At 55.4% G+C, this 19,752-nt stretch carries 14 protein-coding genes; 9 read left to right on the top strand and 5 right to left on the bottom strand.

Features of this window, described 5'->3' with window-relative positions; all coding sequences use genetic code 11:
- Window positions 1-153 precede the first annotated feature (153 nt).
- From carA to A4S02_RS02850, 9 genes are all read left to right on the top strand, one after another.
- A complete protein-coding gene (gene carA / locus A4S02_RS02895; protein ID WP_070322897.1) occupies window positions 154-1,554 on the top strand; it encodes a glutamine-hydrolyzing carbamoyl-phosphate synthase small subunit in 1,401 nt (466 codons plus the stop codon).
- 16 nt (window positions 1,555-1,570) lie between these two features.
- Complete coding sequence (gene carB / locus A4S02_RS02890; protein ID WP_070322896.1) at window positions 1,571-4,825, top strand: carbamoyl-phosphate synthase large subunit; 3,255 nt, start codon at window positions 1,571-1,573, stop codon at window positions 4,823-4,825.
- A gap of 151 nt (window positions 4,826-4,976) precedes the next feature.
- Window positions 4,977-5,450: a transcription elongation factor GreA gene (gene greA / locus A4S02_RS02885; RefSeq protein ID WP_019090082.1), complete on the top strand. Its 474-nt coding sequence runs from the start codon at window positions 4,977-4,979 to the stop codon at window positions 5,448-5,450.
- Window position 5,451: 1 nt separating this feature from the next.
- Window positions 5,452-6,648, top strand: coding sequence for a threonine ammonia-lyase (locus A4S02_RS02880; RefSeq protein WP_003628190.1), 1,197 nt, complete (start codon window positions 5,452-5,454; stop codon window positions 6,646-6,648).
- A 159-nt stretch (window positions 6,649-6,807) separates the two neighbouring features.
- Window positions 6,808-8,346, top strand: a complete 1,539-nt coding sequence (gene gpmI / locus A4S02_RS02875) for a 2,3-bisphosphoglycerate-independent phosphoglycerate mutase (protein ID WP_070322895.1) — start codon at window positions 6,808-6,810, stop codon at window positions 8,344-8,346.
- Window positions 8,347-9,813 (top strand): murein hydrolase activator EnvC family protein, encoded by a 1,467-nt coding sequence (locus A4S02_RS02870; protein WP_070322894.1) that lies wholly within the window; start codon window positions 8,347-8,349, stop codon window positions 9,811-9,813. It begins immediately after the preceding gene.
- Window positions 9,814-9,991: 178 nt separating this feature from the next.
- Window positions 9,992-11,437, top strand: coding sequence for a S41 family peptidase (locus A4S02_RS02860; protein WP_019090079.1), 1,446 nt, complete (start codon window positions 9,992-9,994; stop codon window positions 11,435-11,437).
- Window positions 11,438-11,457: 20 nt separating this feature from the next.
- Complete coding sequence (locus tag A4S02_RS02855; RefSeq protein ID WP_019090078.1) at window positions 11,458-12,549, top strand: divergent polysaccharide deacetylase family protein; 1,092 nt, start codon at window positions 11,458-11,460, stop codon at window positions 12,547-12,549.
- On the top strand, window positions 12,546-13,058 hold the full coding sequence (locus tag A4S02_RS02850) for an RNA pyrophosphohydrolase (RefSeq protein ID WP_070322892.1): 513 nt from the start codon (window positions 12,546-12,548) through the stop codon (window positions 13,056-13,058). Before A4S02_RS02855 ends, A4S02_RS02850 begins: the two co-directional genes overlap by 4 nt.
- Before the next feature lie 82 nt (window positions 13,059-13,140).
- On the opposite strand, the gene A4S02_RS02845 is transcribed toward A4S02_RS02850, so the two are convergent.
- From A4S02_RS02845 to A4S02_RS02825, 5 genes are all read right to left on the bottom strand, one after another.
- Window positions 13,141-14,718: a DHA2 family efflux MFS transporter permease subunit gene (locus A4S02_RS02845; RefSeq protein WP_070322891.1), complete on the bottom strand. Its 1,578-nt coding sequence runs from the start codon at window positions 14,716-14,718 to the stop codon at window positions 13,141-13,143.
- A complete protein-coding gene (locus A4S02_RS02840; protein ID WP_019090075.1) occupies window positions 14,715-15,920 on the bottom strand; it encodes an HlyD family secretion protein in 1,206 nt (401 codons plus the stop codon). The genes A4S02_RS02845 and A4S02_RS02840 overlap by 4 nt, the downstream gene beginning before the upstream one ends.
- Window positions 15,921-16,092: 172 nt before the next feature.
- Window positions 16,093-17,886, bottom strand: coding sequence for an ABC transporter ATP-binding protein (locus A4S02_RS02835; protein ID WP_070322890.1), 1,794 nt, complete (start codon window positions 17,884-17,886; stop codon window positions 16,093-16,095).
- Window positions 17,887-17,943: 57 nt separating this feature from the next.
- Window positions 17,944-19,137 carry a CCA tRNA nucleotidyltransferase gene (locus A4S02_RS02830; protein WP_070322889.1) on the bottom strand — a complete coding sequence of 398 codons (1,194 nt, stop codon included), beginning with the start codon at window positions 19,135-19,137 and terminating at the stop codon, window positions 17,944-17,946.
- Window positions 19,110-19,739: a DUF1285 domain-containing protein gene (locus A4S02_RS02825; RefSeq protein ID WP_070322888.1), complete on the bottom strand. Its 630-nt coding sequence runs from the start codon at window positions 19,737-19,739 to the stop codon at window positions 19,110-19,112. Before A4S02_RS02825 ends, A4S02_RS02830 begins: the two co-directional genes overlap by 28 nt.
- Between the last annotated feature and the right edge of the window lie 13 nt (window positions 19,740-19,752).

The following is a 19,752-nucleotide window of genomic DNA, read 5'->3' as shown; positions in this document are numbered from 1 at the left end:
TAAAGAACCTCCCCACCCCTGCGCGGCACGTATGCAACACTGCGGGAAAAAACTTCCCACCCATTTCCACCATAGCATCTTGCGAGTGGGAAATTTCTTCCCACCTTGAAAAACGAGTGCTAGAAGACGGCTTCGGGAGGCACAAGCACGCACATGCCCTTGTCCATAGATACCATTATCGCCCGGATTGGCGGCCCAGATGCCACGGCCAAGCTGACAGGCGTTGGCACAGAAGCCATCCGCAAATGGCGGCAGGCGCAGGCTATTCCGCCCCGCCATTGGCCAGTCATTGCGCAGGCCACAGGCCTTGCCCTGGAAGACCTCCAGCCCATTTCGACAGACCGACCCTCCCCCCATGCGGGAGACAGCAAGACAGGATCATCCATGCCCGACGCCCGCCCCGATGGCGCCACCGCCGCGCTTGTTCTCGCAGATGGAACCGTATTGTGGGGAAAAGGCTTTGGTGCTTTTACCTCCAAACCCTCCATTGGCGAAATCTGCTTTTCAACCGGCATGACCGGGTATCAGGAAACACTGACTGATCCATCTTTTGCTGGGCAGATCATTACCTTCACTTTCCCCCATATCGGTAATGTGGGCGCGAATGCTGAAGATGATGAAGCCACAAAGGTGTTTGCACGCGGCCTTGTAGTGAAGGAAGACCCCACTGCACTAGCCAACTGGCGTGCAACAGAAAGCCTTGATGTGTGGCTGAAGGAACGCGGCGTTTCCGGTATTGCCGGTGTGGATACCCGCTCCCTCACCCTAAAAATTCGGGACAAGGGTGCGCAAACGGCAGCGCTGGTTTTCCCGCAAGATGGCAAGTTTGATCTGGATGTCGTTTTGGCGGAAGCCAAAGCTTGGCCTGGCCTTGAAGGTATGGATCTTGCCAAGGAAGTCACATGCTCTGCTCCATATGCATGGACCAAAAGCGTGTGGGAATGGCCCGAAGGCAGCAAGGAAGCCCCCACAAACCGCCGCAAGGTTGTGGCTGTTGATTACGGCGCAAAACGTAACATTCTGCGCTGCCTTGTAGCCGCTGGGTGCGATGTCACCGTTGTACCGGCCACCACCACGGGTGAAGAAATTCTGGCCCTTAAGCCAGAAGGTGTATTCCTCTCCAACGGCCCGGGCGATCCGGCAGCAACGGCTACATATGCTGTGCCCGCCATTAAAGCTGTGCTGGATGCCGGTGTGCCTCTGTTTGGCATCTGCCTTGGCCATCAGCTTCTGGCCCGTGCGCTGGGTGCCAAAACCTACAAGATGGAACGCGGCCACCGCGGGGCCAACCAGCCGGTGCAGGATCTGGCCACCAAGCGGGTAGAAATTACCAGCCAGAACCACGGTTTTGCCGTGGATGCCGATACTCTGCCAGCCAATGCCCATGTTACGCATGTCAGCCTGTTTGATGGATCAAACGAAGGCTTGGCATCAGACAAATATCCGGCATTTTCCGTGCAGTATCACCCCGAAGCCAGCCCCGGCCCGTCTGACAGCTTCTATCTATTCAAACGCTTTGTCACCCTGATCGACCTTAACAGCGCCAAGAAATAACGGGAACGAACGTATCATGCCCAAACGGACAGACATCCGCTCCATCCTTATCATCGGCGCTGGCCCTATTGTTATCGGGCAGGCGTGCGAGTTCGATTACTCTGGCGCACAGGCCTGTAAGGCCCTGCGGGAAGAAGGCTACCGGGTTATTCTGGTAAACTCCAACCCAGCCACTATCATGACAGACCCCGGCCTTGCGGACGCCACCTATGTGGAACCCATTACGCCGGAAGTGGTGGAACGCATTATCCTTAAGGAAAAGCCAGATGCCGTGCTGCCCACCATGGGCGGCCAGACAGCGCTAAACACCGCCATGGCGCTGCATGCCTCGGGCTTTCTGACCAAGCATAATGTGGAACTGATTGGCGCAGACGCCGAGGTGATTGACCGGGCTGAAGACCGCCAGAAGTTCCGTGAAACCATGGATGCCATTGGCATTGAAAGCCCGCGCAGCTTTATTGCCCACACGCTGGCAGAAGCGCACGATGCGCTTAAGCAGATTGGCTTCCCCACCATTATCCGCCCTTCCTTCACCATGGGGGGGTCCGGCGGCGGCATTGCCTATAACCGTGAAGAGTTCGACCAGATCGTGCTTTCCGGGCTGGATGCCTCCCCCACCACGGAAGTGCTGGTGGAAGAATCCGTGCTGGGTTGGAAAGAGTATGAAATGGAAGTTGTGCGCGATAAGGCGGACAACTGCATTATCATCTGCTCCATTGAAAACATTGACCCAATGGGTGTGCATACGGGTGATTCCATCACCGTTGCTCCGGCATTAACGCTGACCGATAAAGAATATCAGCGCATGCGTGATGCCTCCATTGCCTGCCTGCGGGCCATTGGCGTGGAAACGGGTGGTTCCAACGTGCAGTTTGGGGTGAACCCCAAAGATGGCCGCATGGTGGTTATTGAAATGAACCCCCGCGTGTCTCGCTCCTCTGCGCTGGCATCCAAGGCTACGGGCTTCCCCATTGCCAAAGTGGCGGCCAAGCTGGCTGTTGGCTACACGCTGGATGAGCTGAAAAACGACATCACGCGCACCACCCCGGCTTCCTTCGAACCCACCATTGACTACGTGGTGGTGAAGATCCCGCGCTTTACGTTTGAAAAATTCCCCGGCGCACCGGCTCTGCTCTCCACTTCCATGAAATCGGTGGGGGAAGCCATGGCCATTGGCCGCTCCTTCCCCGAAGCCTTGCAGAAGGGCCTGCGCTCTATGGAAACCGGCCTGCACGGGCTGGACCCTGTGGAGCAGCCCGGCGATGGTGGAGAAGATGCCTTCCGTGCGGCGCTTTCCCAGCCCAAGCCGGAGCGCATCCTTATGGCCGCACAGGCGCTGCGTGCGGGCCTTTCCGTGGATGACATTCACGAAGCCTGCAAGTTTGAGCCTTGGTTCCTGCGTGAAATGGAAAAAATCATTCACGCAGAACGGGAAGTGGAAAACCACGGTCTGCCGAAGGATGCCCAGAGCCTGCGCCGCCTGAAGGCCCTTGGTTTCTCGGATGTGCAGCTTTCCCGCCTGTCTGGCACGCAGCCTAAAGAAGTGGCCAAACTGCGGTCAGAAGCTGGTGTAACGCCGGTTTACAAACGCATTGATACTTGTGCAGGTGAGTTCGCATCCTCCACCCCGTATATGTATTCCACTTACGAAGGGCAGTTTGCGCCGCCAACCTGTGAATCCAACCCGACAGACCGGGAAAAGATTATTATTCTGGGTGGCGGCCCCAACCGTATCGGGCAGGGTATTGAGTTCGATTACTGCTGTGTGCATGCCGCTTACGCCCTGCGTGAAGCCGGTTATGAAACCATCATGGTCAACTGTAACCCGGAAACGGTTTCTACTGACTATGACACCTCCGACCGTCTGTATTTTGAACCGCTGACGGCTGAAGACGTGATCTCCCTTATCCGCTGCGAACAGCAGAAAGGCACGGTTAAGGGCTGCATTGTGCAGTATGGCGGGCAGACACCTCTTAAGCTTTCCCGCGCTCTGGAAGCCGCAGGCATTCCGCTGCTGGGCACCCCGGCAGATGCTATTGACCGGGCGGAAGACCGTGAACGCTTCCAAACCATGCTGCACAAGCTGGGCTTGCGTCAGCCAGAAAACGGCATTGCCCGTACGCCGGAAGAAGCCGAAGCCGTGGCCGAAAAAGTTGGCTATCCGGTTGTGGTGCGCCCTTCCTACGTGCTGGGTGGCCGCGCCATGGAAATTGTGTACGACCGTAACGGCCTGCAACGCTACATGCGCGATGTGCTGACAATGGCCGGGCACGATATTTCCTCTGGCCCGATCCTGCTTGATCGTTACCTGAACGAAACCATTGAAGCTGATGTGGACTGCATTGCAGACGGCACAGATGTGTATGTGGCTGGCGTGATGGAACACATTGAAGAAGCAGGTATCCATTCCGGTGATAGTGCTTGCGCCCTGCCGCCCTATACCCTCTCCCCCGCCATTGTAACTGAGCTGAAAGCCCAGACAGAAGCCATGGCGCGGGAATTGGGCATTGTGGGCCTGATGAACGTGCAGTACGCCATCAAGGATCAGGAAATCTTTGTTCTTGAGGTGAACCCACGCGCATCCCGCACCGTGCCATTTGTGGCCAAGGCAACAGGTGTACCGGTGGCTAAAATTGGTGCACGCGTTATGGCTGGCGCCAAGCTTTCCGGCTTTAATCTGGATGATCGGGCTGTGGTGCCGCATGTTGCGGTGAAGGAAGCCGTATTCCCCTTCAACCGCTTTGCGGAAGTAGACACCATTCTGGGGCCAGAAATGCGCTCCACGGGTGAAGTTATGGGGCTGGATACATCCTTCGAGCGTGCCTTTGCCAAATCTCAGCTTGGGGCTGGCGTTAAGTTGCCAACCTCCGGCACGGTGTTCCTTTCCGTGCGTGAAAGTGACAAACCCCAACTGCCGCCGCTGGGCCGACTGCTGGCTTCCATGGGTTTCCGTATTATGGCCACCCGCGGCACAGCTAAAAAGCTGCGCGATTCCGGTATTGAGGTCAACCTTGTGAACAAGGTGCTGGAAGGCCGCCCACATTGTGTGGATGCCATTCGCTCTGGCGAGGTGCAGATGGTCATCAACACAGCACAGGGTGCGCAGTCTGTAGCGGACAGTTTTGATATCCGCCGCTCCGCCCTTGTGCTGGGGATTCCGCACTACACCACCATGGCCGGCGCGCGGGCTGCAATTCATGCAATTGCGGCAATGCGTGAAGGACCGCTTGATGTTGCGCCACTTCAGTCATACTTTAGTGGAACATTCTAAGCTAAAGGTGCGGGCATAACCTGCCTGCGCCCCCTTAGCCATGTTCGGGTGGCAGCCTGCTTTTGCAGGTTATGCCTTGCCCGTGTAACTGTTTAACTTTTGCGCCGGAACCCGCTGGTTCCGGCCGCTTTTTTAAGTCTGGGGATGCGTCTTGCAGAAAACTCCAATGACGGGCAAGGGCCTGCTGCAGCTAGAAGATGAGCTGCGCAAGCTGAAATCAGAAGAACGTCCGGCAGTTATCCGCGCCATTGCGGAAGCCCGTAGCCACGGCGATCTTTCTGAAAATGCGGAATATCACGCAGCACGAGAACGACAGTCCTTTATTGAAGGCCGCATTCTGGAGCTGGAAGAACTTATTTCCACCGCAGAAGTTATTGAGCCTACCTCCCTTTCCGGCAAGCAGGTCAAGTTCGGGGCCACTGTGTGCCTTGTGGACGAAGATACGGACAAGGAAATTACGTACCAGATTGTTGGCCTGCACGAAGCAGACATCAAACAGCACCGCATTTCCATTTCCTCCCCACTTGCCAAAGCACTAATTGGCAAGGAAGAAGGCGATACCGTTTCTGTGCCCGCACCGGGCGGAGATCGGACTTACGAAATCCTTTCCGTCAAATTTATCTAATATGATCACGTTTGAGGATGTCACAGCCGCGGCAGATCGTATCCGTGGCAATGTGATCCGTACGCCCACCATTGCTTCCCACGCGCTTTCTAAAGCAACCGGGGCTGATATTACCCTTAAGCTTGAAAACCTTCAGGCTGTTGGGTCGTTCAAGGAGCGTGGCGCCGCCAACAAACTGGCACTGCTTTCCCCCGAAGAACGCAGCCGTGGTGTGATTGCCGTATCTGCTGGCAACCATGCGCAAGGTGTGGCCCGCCATGCCAGTCTGCTGGGTATTGATGCCGTTATTGTCATGCCCAAGTTTACACCAGCAGGCAAAGTGGTGCGCACCCGCAACTGGGGCGCGCGTGTTATTCTGGAAGGCGAAAGCTTTGCAGAAGCCCTGATGTTTGCAGAAGACCTGCAAGCACGCGAAGGCCGCACCTTTATTCACCCGTATGATGACCCCGCAGTTATGGCGGGCCAAGGCACCTGCGCGCTGGAACTTTTTCAGGATGCCGGGCCGTTGGATGCGTTGGTGGTGCCGATTGGTGGGGGTGGCCTGCTTTCTGGCTGCGCCGTGGCTGCCCGCGCCATGCGCCCGGATATCAAGCTGATTGGCGTGCAGGTGGAAAAGTATGATTCCCTGTGTGCCTTCCCCGGCCCGGCCACGCGCCCCAATGGCGGTGCTACCATTGCGGAAGGTATTGCCGTTCTGCAAATTGGCCGCCAAACGGATGAAGTCATCCGCAAGCTGGTTGATCAGGTTCTGGTTGTTTCTGAATCCGCTATTGAAAACGCCATTACCCTGCTGGCTGAAGGCGCCAAGCAGGTAAGTGAAGGCGCAGGCGCTGCCGGGCTTGCTGCCCTGCTGACCTACCCGGATATGTTCCGCGGTAAAAAGGTTGCCCTGCCTGTTTCTGGCGGAAACATTGATAGCCGTATTCTGGCCAACACTCTGCTGCGCGCCATGCTGCGTGATGGCCGTATCTTGCGCCTGATTATGGAAATTCCAGACCGCCCCGGTGTTCTGGCCGATATTTCCAAAAGCATTGGGGAAGCTGGCGGCAATATTATCGAAGTTTCGCACCAGCGCCTGTTTGCTGCCCCCTCTGTGCAGGCAGCACAGTTGGAAGTGATGATAGAAGCACGAGACCCAGAACACGCTGCCCTTATCACGCAGGAACTAGGTAAATCCTATATTGTGCGTCGCGCCTGAAAACTTTTAGGTGTTGAGGCTTTTACAAGGGCAGCTCCTTTATTGGGGCTGCCCTTTGTGTTTGGGCATGCGGGCGCTTGCTGTACTTGCCCTCTTTGTCTTCATGCAATTTGGTGGCATTATTCACGCATAAACAAAAAACATAAAAAGGCTTAACCTATGATCTCCACATCGCACCCACAAAAAAGACCAGTTATGCTTGTCATCCTTGATGGGTTTGGATGGCGAGAGGATCAATCAGACAACGCGGTGCGGATTGCCCGCACCCCCAATTTTGATAAGCTGTGGCAAAACAACCCACACAATTTTGTACGCACCAGCGGCGAAGATGTTGGCCTGCCTGAAGGGCAAATGGGTAACTCCGAAGTTGGCCATCTAAACATTGGTGCAGGCCGTGTGGTGATGCAGGAACTGCCGCGCATTTTCACCGCCATTCGGGATGGCAGCCTTGCCCGTAACCCGGTGATAGAAAACTTTATTGCCACGCTGAAAAAAAGCGGCGGCACCTGCCACTTGATGGGGCTTGTTTCCCCCGGTGGTGTGCATTCCCATCAGGATCATGCCACGGCCCTTGCGCATATTGTTGCGCAAGCAGGCGTGCCGGTGGCGTTTCACCTGTTTACAGATGGGCGCGATACCGCTCCACGCTCTGTACAGGAGTTTTTAAAAAAACTTCAGGCTGATTTGCCTTCTTCCACAAAGCTCGCCACCATTTCCGGCCGTTACTATGCTATGGACCGCGACAAACGGTGGGATCGCGTAGAAAAAACCTACAACGCTATTGTGAGCGCAGAAGGCCCAAAAGCTGCCACGCCAGAAGATGTGGTGAACAACGCCTATCAGACCGATATTTCAGATGAATTTATCATCCCCACTGTGCTGGAAGGGTACACCGGCATGAAGGATGGAGATGGCATTCTCTCCTTCAACTTCCGCGCAGACCGTATCCGCCAACTCATGGATGCCCTGCTGGAACCTGATTTCGATGGCTTTACACGTCGCAAAATTGTGCAGTTTGCCGCCGCTGTGGCCATGACACATTACAGCGATACGCTTTCCAAACGCATGTCCATTCTGTTCCCGCCAGAGGAACTGACAAACTTGCTGGGTGAGGTTGTGTCTCGCGCGGGTCTCAAACAGATGCGCATGGCGGAAACGGAAAAATACCCGCACGTCACCTACTTCATGAACGGCGGGCGCGAAATGCTGTTTGAAGGGGAAGATCGTATTATGGTGCCATCCCCCAAAGTGGCCACCTATGATCTTCAGCCAGAAATGTCTGCTCCAGAACTCACTGACAAAGCTGTAACCGCCATTAAAAGTGGTGAATATGATTTGCTTGTTCTCAACTTTGCCAATCCAGACATGGTCGGCCATACGGGCAAGCTGGATGCTGCCGTAAAGGCAGTAGAAGCCGTGGATACCGGTTTGGGCCGCATTGCACAGGCTATAGCAGAACAACATGGCGCGCTGCTGGTCACGGCGGATCATGGTAACTGCGAAACCATGAAAGACCCCAAAACCGGCGGGCCGCATACATCACACACACTTAACCTTGTGCCCTTTATTGCCTATGGTTCCGGCGCATCCGCCCTGCGCGATGGTGGCAGGCTGGCAGATATTGCCCCCACGCTATTGGCTCTTCTTAACTTGCCAAAACCTACGGAAATGACGGGTTCTTCCCTGCTTGAACGCTGAATGAAACGTATCCGGCCTTCTTCTTTCCCTGCCCGCCCTTCTCCCCACTGGGGAAAACTGGCCGGATATACGGCGGTTCTGGTTGCAGTTCCTGCATTGCTGGTGGGCTATCCAGCAATGCCCTTACAGGCTGCAACCACACATCATAAAAAAGTCGCAACGACGCATCATTCCACACAAACTGCGACCAAAACTCCTGAGCGAGAAAGCAAACCCCACAGCACACATACGCGCAAAAGCAAAACGGTCGCAGCGCCTTCCGTTATGTCTGATCGTTCTGTGCGAGAAGCACAGGCTGCCGTAAATGCGGCCCATGCGCAGCATGAGGCGATGGAACAGGAAAAAGCCCGCCAAGCCGCCGCTGTTGCGCAATCTCGCAGCCAGAATGAGGCAGCTCAGGCCGCAGCGGCAGAAGCTAAAAACCGTGCTCTTGCTCTTTCTGCTGCGACAGTCAGTGCTACATCGCAACTTCAAAGCACAGAGCAACAGCTTGCTGATCTGCAAGATCAGATTTCGGATGTCAAAAAGGAGCAGGCCACCCTTCAGGCCGCCTTGGCGCAAGATGCCCATGCGCTCGCCCCTATTCTGCCCTTGGCGGAACGTCTTTCTCTGTACCCGTCTGATACCTTGTTGGCGGCCCCCATGCCACAGGGTGATGCCATTACCGGCTTTTTGGTTCTACGCGGGCTTTCTCGGCAGATGGAACAGGAAGCCGAAGGCATGCGCGCTCGTCAAACCCGACTGGCTGCGCTCAACACCACGCTTACAAACAAGTTGGCCGAACTGAACCAGCTTGAACAAACCCAAAGTCACCAGCGCGATACTGTGCGCCAACAGGCAGCCCTTGCGCGGGAAGCCCAAAAACAAGCGTCAGCTACTGCCATTAACACCAATCATCAGCTACAAACTGCAACACAACGTGCTGCCAGTTTGCAGGATGCTGTTTCCAAACTAGATGCCCTTCAAGCACAGGCCGAATCTGCCCTGCAAAAAGAAATAGCTGCCGCAGAACGCGCGCATGAAGCGGCCCGGGCCGAAGCTGCACGCCGTAAAATGGCCGCTATGGTGAAAACACAGGGGCCGGGGCTGGCCGAACATCCTTCTGCCGGATCTGGCCTGCGGCCCGTTGCAGGCACACTTATTTCTACTTGGGGGTCTGCCACCGAATCTGGCCCTGCTACGGGCATGACATACCGCACACCCCCCGGCGCCAGCGTGCGCGCCCCTTGTGCGGGCACGGTAGACTTTGCAGCTCCGTTCCGCACCTATGGGCAAATGCTTATTTTAAATTGCGGCCGCCACTACCGCTTTATCATGGCGGGCCTAAGCGGACTGGCCGTAGATATGGGCCAGAGTTTGACAAAGGGCGCACCTATAGGACAGATGAGCAGTTCCGGAGGCTCTGGCACACTGTTCATTCAGTTGCGCCATGGGCAGAAAACCATCAATCCCGCGCCTTTTCTGTAATGGCAAAAAACACGCTGGCACTTTGCCAAGCAGGGGCACAAAGGTTACTCTACCCAACCAACGCCAGAACATCTGGTTATGCGCGTAAAACCTTGGCCGCACCCCTATTGTGCTGGCTGAAAAGACAGGAAGAACACGCAAGGGCCACATACAGCCCTGCGACAGGAGAGACGATCGCATGAAGTTCCGCACAGGTCTGATGTTCGGCGCCACTGCCTTAACCGGCCTTGCCCTGGCTTTTCATCCGGGCCACTTTTTTGGCTCTGCCCTTGTAGCTTCCCCTGCGCAGGCTGCCACTGCGCCAGATGCCACACCCACCACAAACCATGCTGAAACATACCGGCTGCTCACACTGTTTGGCACGGTTATGGACATGATCCGCCAACAGTATGTGGAACCTGTTTCAGACCGTGATCTGATTACCAATGCGCTGAATGGCATGTTAAGCGGGCTGGACCCGCACAGCTCTTACATGACGCAAAAACAGTATGATGACATGATGGTGCAGATGAAGGGCGAGTTCGGCGGCCTTGGTCTGGAACTTCAGCAGCAAGATGGGCATATCCGCGTTGTTTCCCCCATTGATGGCACACCGGGTTTTCGGGCAGGCATCAAACCGGGTGATTACATTATTGCCGTAGATGGCCACCCGATTGATGGCACCCCGCTGGATGAAGCCGTAAAAAAAATGCGCGGCAAGGCCAACACCAAAATCACCCTGACACTGGTGCGCGAAAAAACACCCAAACCCATTGTGGTGACGCTAACGCGTGAAGTAATTCACATCGATGTTGTCAAATCCGCGCTGTATGATCGGGTAGGTTACATCCGCGTGGCCCAGTTTAACGAAACCACGGAAAAAGAACTGCTGAAGGCTTATAACAGCCTTAAACAGCAGGCTGGTGGCAAGTTGGCCGGAATGGTGCTGGATCTGCGGAATGATCCGGGGGGGCTTCTGGATCAGGCAGTGGATGTTTCTTCCAACTTCATCCGTTCGGGCGAGATTGTTTCCACCCGTTCGCGCAACCCCAAAGACAGCCAGCGTTGGGATGCCCACGGCACCGACATTACGGATGGTCTGCCGCTGGTAGTGTTGATTAACGGTGGCTCCGCCTCTGCTTCCGAAATTGTTTCTGGCGCATTGCAAGATCATCACCGTGCAGTGCTGATTGGCACGCGTTCCTTTGGTAAGGGCTCTGTGCAGTCTATTATCCCTATTCCGGGTAATGGTGCCGTACGCCTAACCACTGCGCGTTACTATACGCCTTCTGGCCGCTCTATTCAGGCGCTGGGCATCACGCCTGATATTGTGGTGAAAGAAACGCGGGAAGACCCGGCCTTCAGCCTGCGCGAAGCTGATCTGGAACATATCCTGAAAAATCAGGGGGGCAACCAGACCAAAGCACAGCCCCGCACGGATCTGCCCGCGATTGCCAAGGATATTCCAAACGAACCGCCAGCAAACTGGCCAGAGTTTGAATATGACAAGCCCGCAACAGACTTCCAGCTTCAGGAAGGCCTGCGCATTGTGCGCTTTATGGCTGGCCTGCCTTCTCCTGATCCGGCTGCATCTCTGCCGCCTGCCAAGCCACCCGCTAAAACGGATAGTGCAACGCACCACTAAGGGCGCGAAAGGGAAAGGCCATGCACACTCCATCGCTCTGGCAGCAACTGCCCTCTAACGGGCGCGCCTTTATCCGCTTTTGGGGCGGGTGCGCCACAGCCGCTGTGGCACTTGCCATAGGGCTGCAAGTTATGGGGCCGCCCGGCCTTTCCATTGAGGGGCAGGATATTGATGTTTCGGCAGATTCCGCTGCCAAACAATCCTCCCCCGCGCAGCGCACCACCATTCCCGGACCACAGGCTGATCTGCTGGAAAGCAAGAATGGGCCGGGGGGCTTTCCCCTCCCCAAAGTGGGCGCGCATGATCGCACGCCCAAAAAGGTTTATGCCGCCCCTGCTGTAGATGTGCCGCCCGGCACCCCCATGGTGGCTTTGCTGATTGATGGCATAGACCAGACAGATGATCTGACAACCGAAGCCATAAACTCCCTGCCCGGTCCGGTTTCTCTGGGTATTTCACCTTATGCAGCCAACCCTGAAGCACTGATGGATGCTGCACGCCAGCACCGCCATGAAACGCTGCTTTCTCTCCCCATTCAGGATAACGCCAACAAAAATACAGATGCCGGCCCCAAAGCGCTTGGGCTGCTGCTTTCTCCCCAGCAGAACATGGATAATCTAAACTGGGCGCTTTCTCATCTGGCTGGGTATGTGGGTGTTACCAACGCCTTTGCAGGGCAGAATGGCGGCAGCTTTCCGCAATCTGAAAGCTTTAAATCTTTGGTAAAGGCCATGGATCAGCGTGGCCTGCTTTATCTGGATGCCACACCGGGCACACAAACCGAGGGTGCCAGCAGCGCAGCCACTGCTGATGTTGTAGTGAACACGGATACGGATATTGTAAACATTGATATCCAATTGCTAAAACTTCAACAACTGGCACGGCAGAACGGGCGCGCCATTGGCATTTTGGGGCCGTTGCGGCCTGTAGCCATGGCCTGCCTACGCGCATGGTTGCCGCACCTAAAAGATATGGGCATTGCGTTGGTGCCAGTTAGCCAGATTGTTCTGCCGCCGGATATGTCCGCCTATGGCCCAGCCGCTGCAGATGGCAGCATGCATGTGAACCTCTCCAACCCACGGGTGCAGCAGCAAGGCCAGCCGCAACAATGATAGACGTAAACTCTCCATCTCTTCCATATCGCCCTAACGTTGGGGCCATGATCTTTCATACGGATGGGCGCGTGTTTATTGCCCGGCGCACAGATATGCCCGGCGCTGGTGGCCCATTGAGCGAAGGCACATGGCAATGCCCGCAAGGCGGTATTGATGCCGGAGAAGCTCCAGAAATAGCCGTGCTGCGCGAAGTGGCAGAAGAAATTGGCACAGACAAAGTGCGCATTCTGGCCGAACATCCAGAATGGATCACGTATGATCTGCCCCAGCATCTTATAGGCCGTGCATTGGGTGGAAAGTATCAGGGCCAGACACAAAAATGGTTTGCTTTGGCTTTTGAAGGCACAGATACTGATATCCATCTGGATGCCCAAACACCCGCGGAATTTGACGCATGGCAATGGATAGATCTTGCCACCCTGTCCCAGCAAAATGTTGGATTCAAAAAACCGATTTATGAGCGCTTGGTGCAGGATTTTGCACAGTTTGCAAAATCTCGCGCATAAAAGTAACGCGCAATAAAAAAGCTCCCTGACCAACCATAGTCAGGGAGCTTTTTTATTAACTTTTTGCTGCGCTTTTTAGTTTTTAGTGTGCGCCGGTCGTTTTGCCGCTGCCTGTAATGGCAGAAAACAAGAAGCAAAATGGCACACACAGGAACGAGCCAATACCCAAGATCATAAACACTTCATTATAAGACAACATGGCCACCTGCCGGGTGAATTCCTGAAAGAGGGTGTGCTGTGCAATGGCCTGAGCCGCGCCGGGGGCGTATCCGTGGGCTGTGGCAACGCCTTTGGCCTGTGCCAGATAGTCATTATACGGCTGATGGTACGGCGTCATCCACTGCACCATGTAGGACTGATGCGCCTGCCGCCGCTCTGTAAGCAGTGCCGTAGCGCCAGAAATCGCCAAAGACCCCAACACGTTACGTGCCATACTGAACAGAGCCGAGGCATCTGCATTCAGCTTTTCCGGAATAGTGGAGTACGCAATGGTGGAAAGCGGCACAAACAGAAAGGCCAAACAGGCCGTCTGGCTCATGCGGAACAGCATGAGGTGGTGGAAGTCCAGCAATGGCAACAAATGGGCGGACCAGAACAGAGCTATGCCCATAAGCCCAAAACCAAGTGCAATCACATTTCGCACAGGCATGAGCGTCATCAGCTTACCCACAATCGGGATGAGAAAGATAACGGCAATCCCACCCGGAGAAAGCAGCAAACCGGAAATTGTGGCCGTGTACCCCATAACCTGCTGGGCAAACTGCGGAACAATAATGGCGGATGCATAAAGCAGCGCCCCCATTGCCCCCATAAGCGCTGTGCCCACCGCAAAGTTACGATCTTTGAACACACGCAAATCCACTGCCGGGTTTTTAGCATGCAGCAGCCACAAAATAGCGCCACCAATGCCCAGAAACGCCAGAACGCCCATAATGCGGATGAAGGTAGAGCCAAACCAGTCTGCATCCTCACCACGGTCCACCATCACTTCAAGGCTGGCAAACCCAATGGTAATTAAGCTGATGCCAATGGCATCCACCGGGGCTTTCTGCTTACGCGCCCATGGAGGATCTTCCACCAGCGCCATCACACCTACGGTTGTTAAAAACCCGAATGGCACGTTGATGAAGAAAATCCAGCGCCATGAGAAGTTATCGGTAATCCACCCACCCAGCGTTGGGCCAATAACCGGCCCCACAACGGCAGCAATGGCGGTAAGGCCAAACGCTGCGGCACGTTTTTCGGGCGGAAAGCTATCCAGAATAATGGACTGCTGATTGGGCTGAAGCCCTCCGCCAAAAAAGCCCTGCAACAAGCGGAAAATAACCAGCTCTGCAAGGCTGGTGGCCGTACCGCACAAAAACGACGAGACGGTGAACATAACAATGCAGATAAGAAAGTAGTTCTTGCGGCCAAAAACCTTGCCCAACCAACCAGAAATTGTCAGCACAATCCCGTTGGCCACCAGATAGGCCGTTAGTGTCCACGTGGCATCATCATATGTGCTGGACAGGTTCCCTGCGATATGCGGCAGGGAGACGTTCACGATGGTTGTATCCAGAATTTCCATGAACGCCGCTATGGTCACAACAAAGGCGACAGTCCACGGATTATGCTTCGGCTTCCATCCGCCGGGGGCTACTTCGGCCTGTGTGCTCATTGCGCAGCCGGGGCCGGAGTTGCGGGTTCTGCCCCATCACGTGGTGGTGCATCAGAATGCCCTTCTGTATCAACATGCACGGTGGGCACCACAGACATACCAAGTGCCAGAGGCTGGTTGGGGTCCAAACCGTCATCAATCAGGATTTTAACCGGCACGCGCTGCACGATTTTTACGTAGTTGCCCGTTGCGTTTTCTGGCGGGAAAGCACTGAACTGCGCGCCCGTGCCTTTTTGCAGTGAATCAATATGCCCGTGCACCTTAAGGGATGGGTAAGCATCTACCTTGATATCCACCTTTTGGCCGGGCTTCATACGGGTAATCTGGGTTTCCTTATAGTTGGCCACCACCCACACTTCCGGCTCTACAATGGACAGTATATTCTGGCCCTGCTGCACGTAATTGCCCTGCTCCAGATTGCGTTGGGAAATCCAGCCATCATGCGGGGCACGAATTTCTGTCCATTCCAAATTCAGGTTTGCTGTTTCCTGCCGAGCCTGCGCAGTTTTAACCGCTGCCTCTTCCTGAGTGATCTGGATAGCGGTGTTCTGAATATTGGGCTGCACAGGCATGGCCATCTGCACAGCCCCCTGCGCGGCTATCACACGGGCCTTGGCCGCATCCAACGCAGCGCGAGCGGAATCTATATCCTGCTGCGATGTTGCAGCCCGCTCTACCACATGCTGGCGGCGGAAATCTGTTTGCGCCTTGAATTCCTGAGCCTTGGCTGCTTCTAGCTGGCCTTTTGCCTGCAACAGCTTACCGGGGAACTCCAGCATAGCCACCATGTGCATCATGTCACTGGCGTTTTTGGAGGCCTGCGCACTTTCAACCTGTGCTGCAGCCTGATCTCGCGCGGCTTTCCAGTCTCGCGGGTCTATGCGGGCCAGAAGCTGCCCTTTGCGTACAAACTGGTTATCGTTCACCAGCAGTTCCGTCACATACCCGCTAACGTGCGGCGCAATGGTAATGGCACGTCCTGCGGTAAAGGCATCATCGGTTTCAACTTCATTGCGAGTCATAAACCAGTACACACCGGCACCCACAGCCAGCACGGCAATAACCCCAGTAAGAATTATTTTGCGGCGGGGATTCTCTTTTTTCTTTTCTTCTGGCTTGGCTGGTGCGCCGGTATTTGCGGAAGACTGGTCGTTGTGGTCGTCTGTCATACTGTTCCCTGCCATCTCAAACGCACGGCGCATACCCTGCTTTTTCGGTCAATCTTTCTCTGACCGAACTGGTCGGTCAGTTTTGTGGCATGTTCACAAGCAGGCATCAAGTCGCACATGGCATTCAGCACACGTGCAACCCAGGTTTTTAATGTTTTGCTGTAAAAAAGACGCAGTTTGGCACGTCTGATCTGCTGCGCTGGCCTTAGCGTTCCAGCCCTTGGGTTCTGACCAGACGCGCATACAGGCCATTTTGCGCCATGAGTTCATCATGGTTTCCGCATTCCACGGCATGGCCTTCCTGCATCACCACCACCAAGTCAGCCGAACGCACGGTGGAAAGGCGATGCGCCACCACAAGCGTTGTGCGTCCCTGCCGCAACGTCACCAAAGCGTTCTGCACTGCGGCTTCGTTCTCACTATCCAGCGCACTTGTGGCCTCGTCCAGCAGCAGAAGGCGTGGGTTACGTAGCAGTGCCCGCGCCAAGGCCACACGTTGCCTTTGGCCGCCAGAAAGACGCTGCCCGCCCGGACCCACTATGGTTTCATACCCTGCGGGCAAGGCCAGAATAAACTTTTCAGCCGCTGCCGCCTTGGCTGCTGCTTGCACTTCTTCTTCTGTAGCAGTGGGGCGGCCTATTAGAATGTTGTCGCGCACAGAAAGATCAAACAGCAGCGGATCTTGGCTGACATAGGCAATGGCATCTCGCAGGCTGGTCAGGGTAAGATCACGCAGATCTTGCCCATCCAGCAAAATACGGCCGGATGTAACATCATGCAGACGCGGCACAAGGGAAAGTGCTGTAGACTTACCTGCGCCAGATGGTCCCACTAAAGCTACGGTAAAGCCCGGCTTGGCCTCAAAATTTAGGCCAGAAAGGCCAACCCGCCCATCTGGGTAAACAAAGCCGACGTCCTCAAAAACCAAATCACCCTGCCCGGCACAAAGGGGTACGGCGTTCGGGCAATCTGCCACGGCGGGCTTTTCATCAATAATTTCAAAAATGCGCACAAGCCCGGCCAGACCTTCCTGCAAGGCAGCATTCAAGGCCCCCAATGCACGCAGTGGGCGCGCTGCCAGCAACAATGCGGCCACAAAGCCGGAGAAATCCCCCAATGTGGCACCACCCATAGCAGCCCGCCACCCTGCAAACCCCAACACGGCAGCCACGGCTGAACCGCCCAGTGCTTCCAGCAAGGGGTCAACACGCGCACGGCCTCGCGTAATGCGCAACATGGCCTGATGCAGATGATCGAAAGAAATAGCTGCGCGTTCTTCCTCACGCTGCTCAAGCCGATACACACGTACGGTGCGGGCCTGACTAAAGCTTTCCGTAAGAAAAGCGGCTGTTTCGCCAATCCGTTCCTGCATGCCGCCAGATGCGCGGCGCACACGCTTGCCCAATTTTTGGATAGGCACGGCAGCAATGGGGTAAAGCAGACCGGCTATCAGGCTGAGTTCCCAATCCATGTAGAACATGGAGGCAATCAGCCCCACCACGGTAACAACATCCCCCAGTGAGTTCACTGCCCGGATCATGGCTTCACGGATAGAAACGGCATCCGTGGTAAAACGTGCTGCCAGTTTGGCCGGGGCTTCACGCTCTACATCGGTAATATCCGCCTGCATCAGATGCGCAAACATCTCGCTTTGCAAACCGCGAATAACCTTAAGCACCAGCCCTTGAGATGCCAGCGTTTGTGCGTATTGAGAAATAGATTTGGCAACCGTAATCAGCACCACCAACAGCGGCACCTGATACAGAATGCGGGAATCGTGGCTGGAAAACATATCCAGCGCGCGCTGGATAACCAGCGGATACAATGCTGTAAGCCCGGCGGTTAACACCGTAAGCAGCACAACAGCCGTAAGGTTACCAGGGTAATGGCGCACCTGCCCCCGCCATAACCTCCTCAGAAGCACGCGAGTATTATCCGGCAACAAATCGCGGGATGAACGGGACGAACGAGTAGAGGAAGCAGATGCTTGTGACGTCATGCGCTCTTCTCTAACAGCCTCCCACCCTTTCACGTAAGAGGCTGGCGCATGGTTTTATTATGGCAACGCTTTAGCCAGCCCTAACGCATGGGCCAAACAAACCTGTTTATTCGCATTGCAACCGCCCTGTTGCCACCAGTTGCGCACATCTTTCAGCACCTGCCCAATATGCGGCCCTGGCTGGCAGCCCGCTTCCAGCAGGTCTCGCCCTGCTAATGGAAACACAGGTATTTCAAGCTGCGCCAAACGCTGCCGCAGTTCTGTGCCCGAAACATGAGGATGCTGTGCTTGATACAGCCAACTGCGTGCAGCCAAAATATCTGGCGAGGTATCTGCCAATAAGTGGCGTAATTGCGCATCAGACATATCGGGCAAAGGCACGGGTTCAGCCTGCATGGCTTTCAAACGTGCAGCTTCAGCGCGAGAGAATTTGAGGCGGCGCGCCATATCTGCGCTTTTATCTGGCACCAAAGCTGCTAACCGCAACAAGGCATCTGCTGGCGAATTAAACGCCATTAACTGCGCAAACAAAGGCACATGCGCACCTTCTGGCAATAGAACAGGCAGAATACCCGCCTGCTGCATCAGATACACAACCTCAAGCGCCTTCGGACCAGCCAGAATACGCTTGAGTTCAGACCATATCCGCTCAACAGACAAGCCGTTCAACAATGCCGCTTGCGCGGTAATGGCCTGCATGGCTTGTGCATTTGCCTGCCCACGCCCGTAGCGCCCCCAAAAGCGAAAAAACCGCAGAATACGCAGGGCATCTTCCTGTATCCGCAGTGTGGCATCGCCTACAAAGCGTACAATTCCATCTGCCAGATCACGCTGGCCGCCAAAATAATCATGCACAGTGCCCGTGCTGTCACAGGACATGGCGTTGATTGTAAAATCACGGCGCGCGGCATCTTCTTGCCAGTTGTCTGTCCAGCATACTACAGCATGGCGTCCGTCTGTTTCCACGTCTCGCCGCAGGGTGGTGATTTCATAGGGCGCGGAATCGATAACCGCCGTAACGGTGCCATGCGCCAGCCCTGTTGGCACAACCGTTATGCCCTGCGCCTTCAGGCCATGCATAACCTCTTCGGGCGGTTGCGGCACTGCCAAATCAACGTCTGCAATAGGCCGCTCCACCATCAGGTCACGCACCACGCCGCCAACAAGACGTGCTTCAGGCAGCACAACCCATATCTGCCTCAATGCATGCAGGCGCGCAGGCTTCAGACGCTCCAATAAAGTGCGGGGCATACGTCGCAATCTGTACCGGATGTTTGTCTGGCCAGCGGGAAAAAGCAGCCGCAGCTCCAAACGCCCATGCAGGGAATGCCTTGGCACATGCCCGGTTCTGCCAAAGCCGCCAGTTCGTACCACACTGGGCGAGATAGACGCGCTTCTAGCGGAAAGTGCCTGTCATCCCCTTCCCGCAGCCGAATATAAGGGGGGCAACTATCTGGGCAGGCCTCTGGTGGCATGTTCCAATCTGTCCGAATCGGATGCTCTGGTCCGGCTACCACCACTTCATCCATATTGGTGCGAAAACACAGACGCTGCATTCTGCCACAGCCCGTCCAATCCAGCTCCACTGCCAGAAAAGGCACGTCTTCTACCTCGATATACCCGGTCTCAAAAGGGGAGCGTAGCAGGTATGCCCCTTTTTCATCCCGCGTGAGCATGGAGCCAAACATGCACAGCATGGCCTTACGCTTTATGGGCGTGCCGCGATAAAGCCACACACCATCACGTCGAACCAAAAAAGGCAGATATCCCAAGTCATGCCTTTTTCTTTCCGGGCTTTCCTGATGCCCCGAACAGGCAAGACTGTCGCCACTCACTGCGTGTTCGCCTTTCACTGGCCTATCATCC

This window comes from Acetobacter ascendens (assembly GCF_001766235.1).
Classification (GTDB): Bacteria; Pseudomonadota; Alphaproteobacteria; order Acetobacterales; family Acetobacteraceae; genus Acetobacter; species Acetobacter ascendens.
Note: the sequence above shows the minus strand (reverse complement) of the source record. Positions and strands in the feature narration are given on the sequence as shown.

Coding starts and splice junctions, on each gene's coding strand:
- carB (WP_070322896.1), top strand. CDS start 1,571: ATGCCCAAACGGACAGACATCCGCTCCATCCTTATCATCGGCGCTGGC.
- A4S02_RS02850 (WP_070322892.1), top strand. CDS start 12,546: ATGATAGACGTAAACTCTCCATCTCTTCCATATCGCCCTAACGTTGGG.
- A4S02_RS02870 (WP_070322894.1), top strand. CDS start 8,347: ATGAAACGTATCCGGCCTTCTTCTTTCCCTGCCCGCCCTTCTCCCCAC.
- A4S02_RS02860 (WP_019090079.1), top strand. CDS start 9,992: ATGAAGTTCCGCACAGGTCTGATGTTCGGCGCCACTGCCTTAACCGGC.
- A4S02_RS02880 (WP_003628190.1), top strand. CDS start 5,452: ATGATCACGTTTGAGGATGTCACAGCCGCGGCAGATCGTATCCGTGGC.
- A4S02_RS02845 (WP_070322891.1), bottom strand. CDS start 14,718: ATGAGCACACAGGCCGAAGTAGCCCCCGGCGGATGGAAGCCGAAGCAT.
- A4S02_RS02855 (WP_019090078.1), top strand. CDS start 11,458: ATGCACACTCCATCGCTCTGGCAGCAACTGCCCTCTAACGGGCGCGCC.
- A4S02_RS02830 (WP_070322889.1), bottom strand. CDS start 19,137: ATGCCCCGCACTTTATTGGAGCGTCTGAAGCCTGCGCGCCTGCATGCA.
- A4S02_RS02835 (WP_070322890.1), bottom strand. CDS start 17,886: ATGACGTCACAAGCATCTGCTTCCTCTACTCGTTCGTCCCGTTCATCC.
- gpmI (WP_070322895.1), top strand. CDS start 6,808: ATGATCTCCACATCGCACCCACAAAAAAGACCAGTTATGCTTGTCATC.
- A4S02_RS02840 (WP_019090075.1), bottom strand. CDS start 15,920: ATGCGCCGTGCGTTTGAGATGGCAGGGAACAGTATGACAGACGACCAC.
- carA (WP_070322897.1), top strand. CDS start 154: ATGCCCTTGTCCATAGATACCATTATCGCCCGGATTGGCGGCCCAGAT.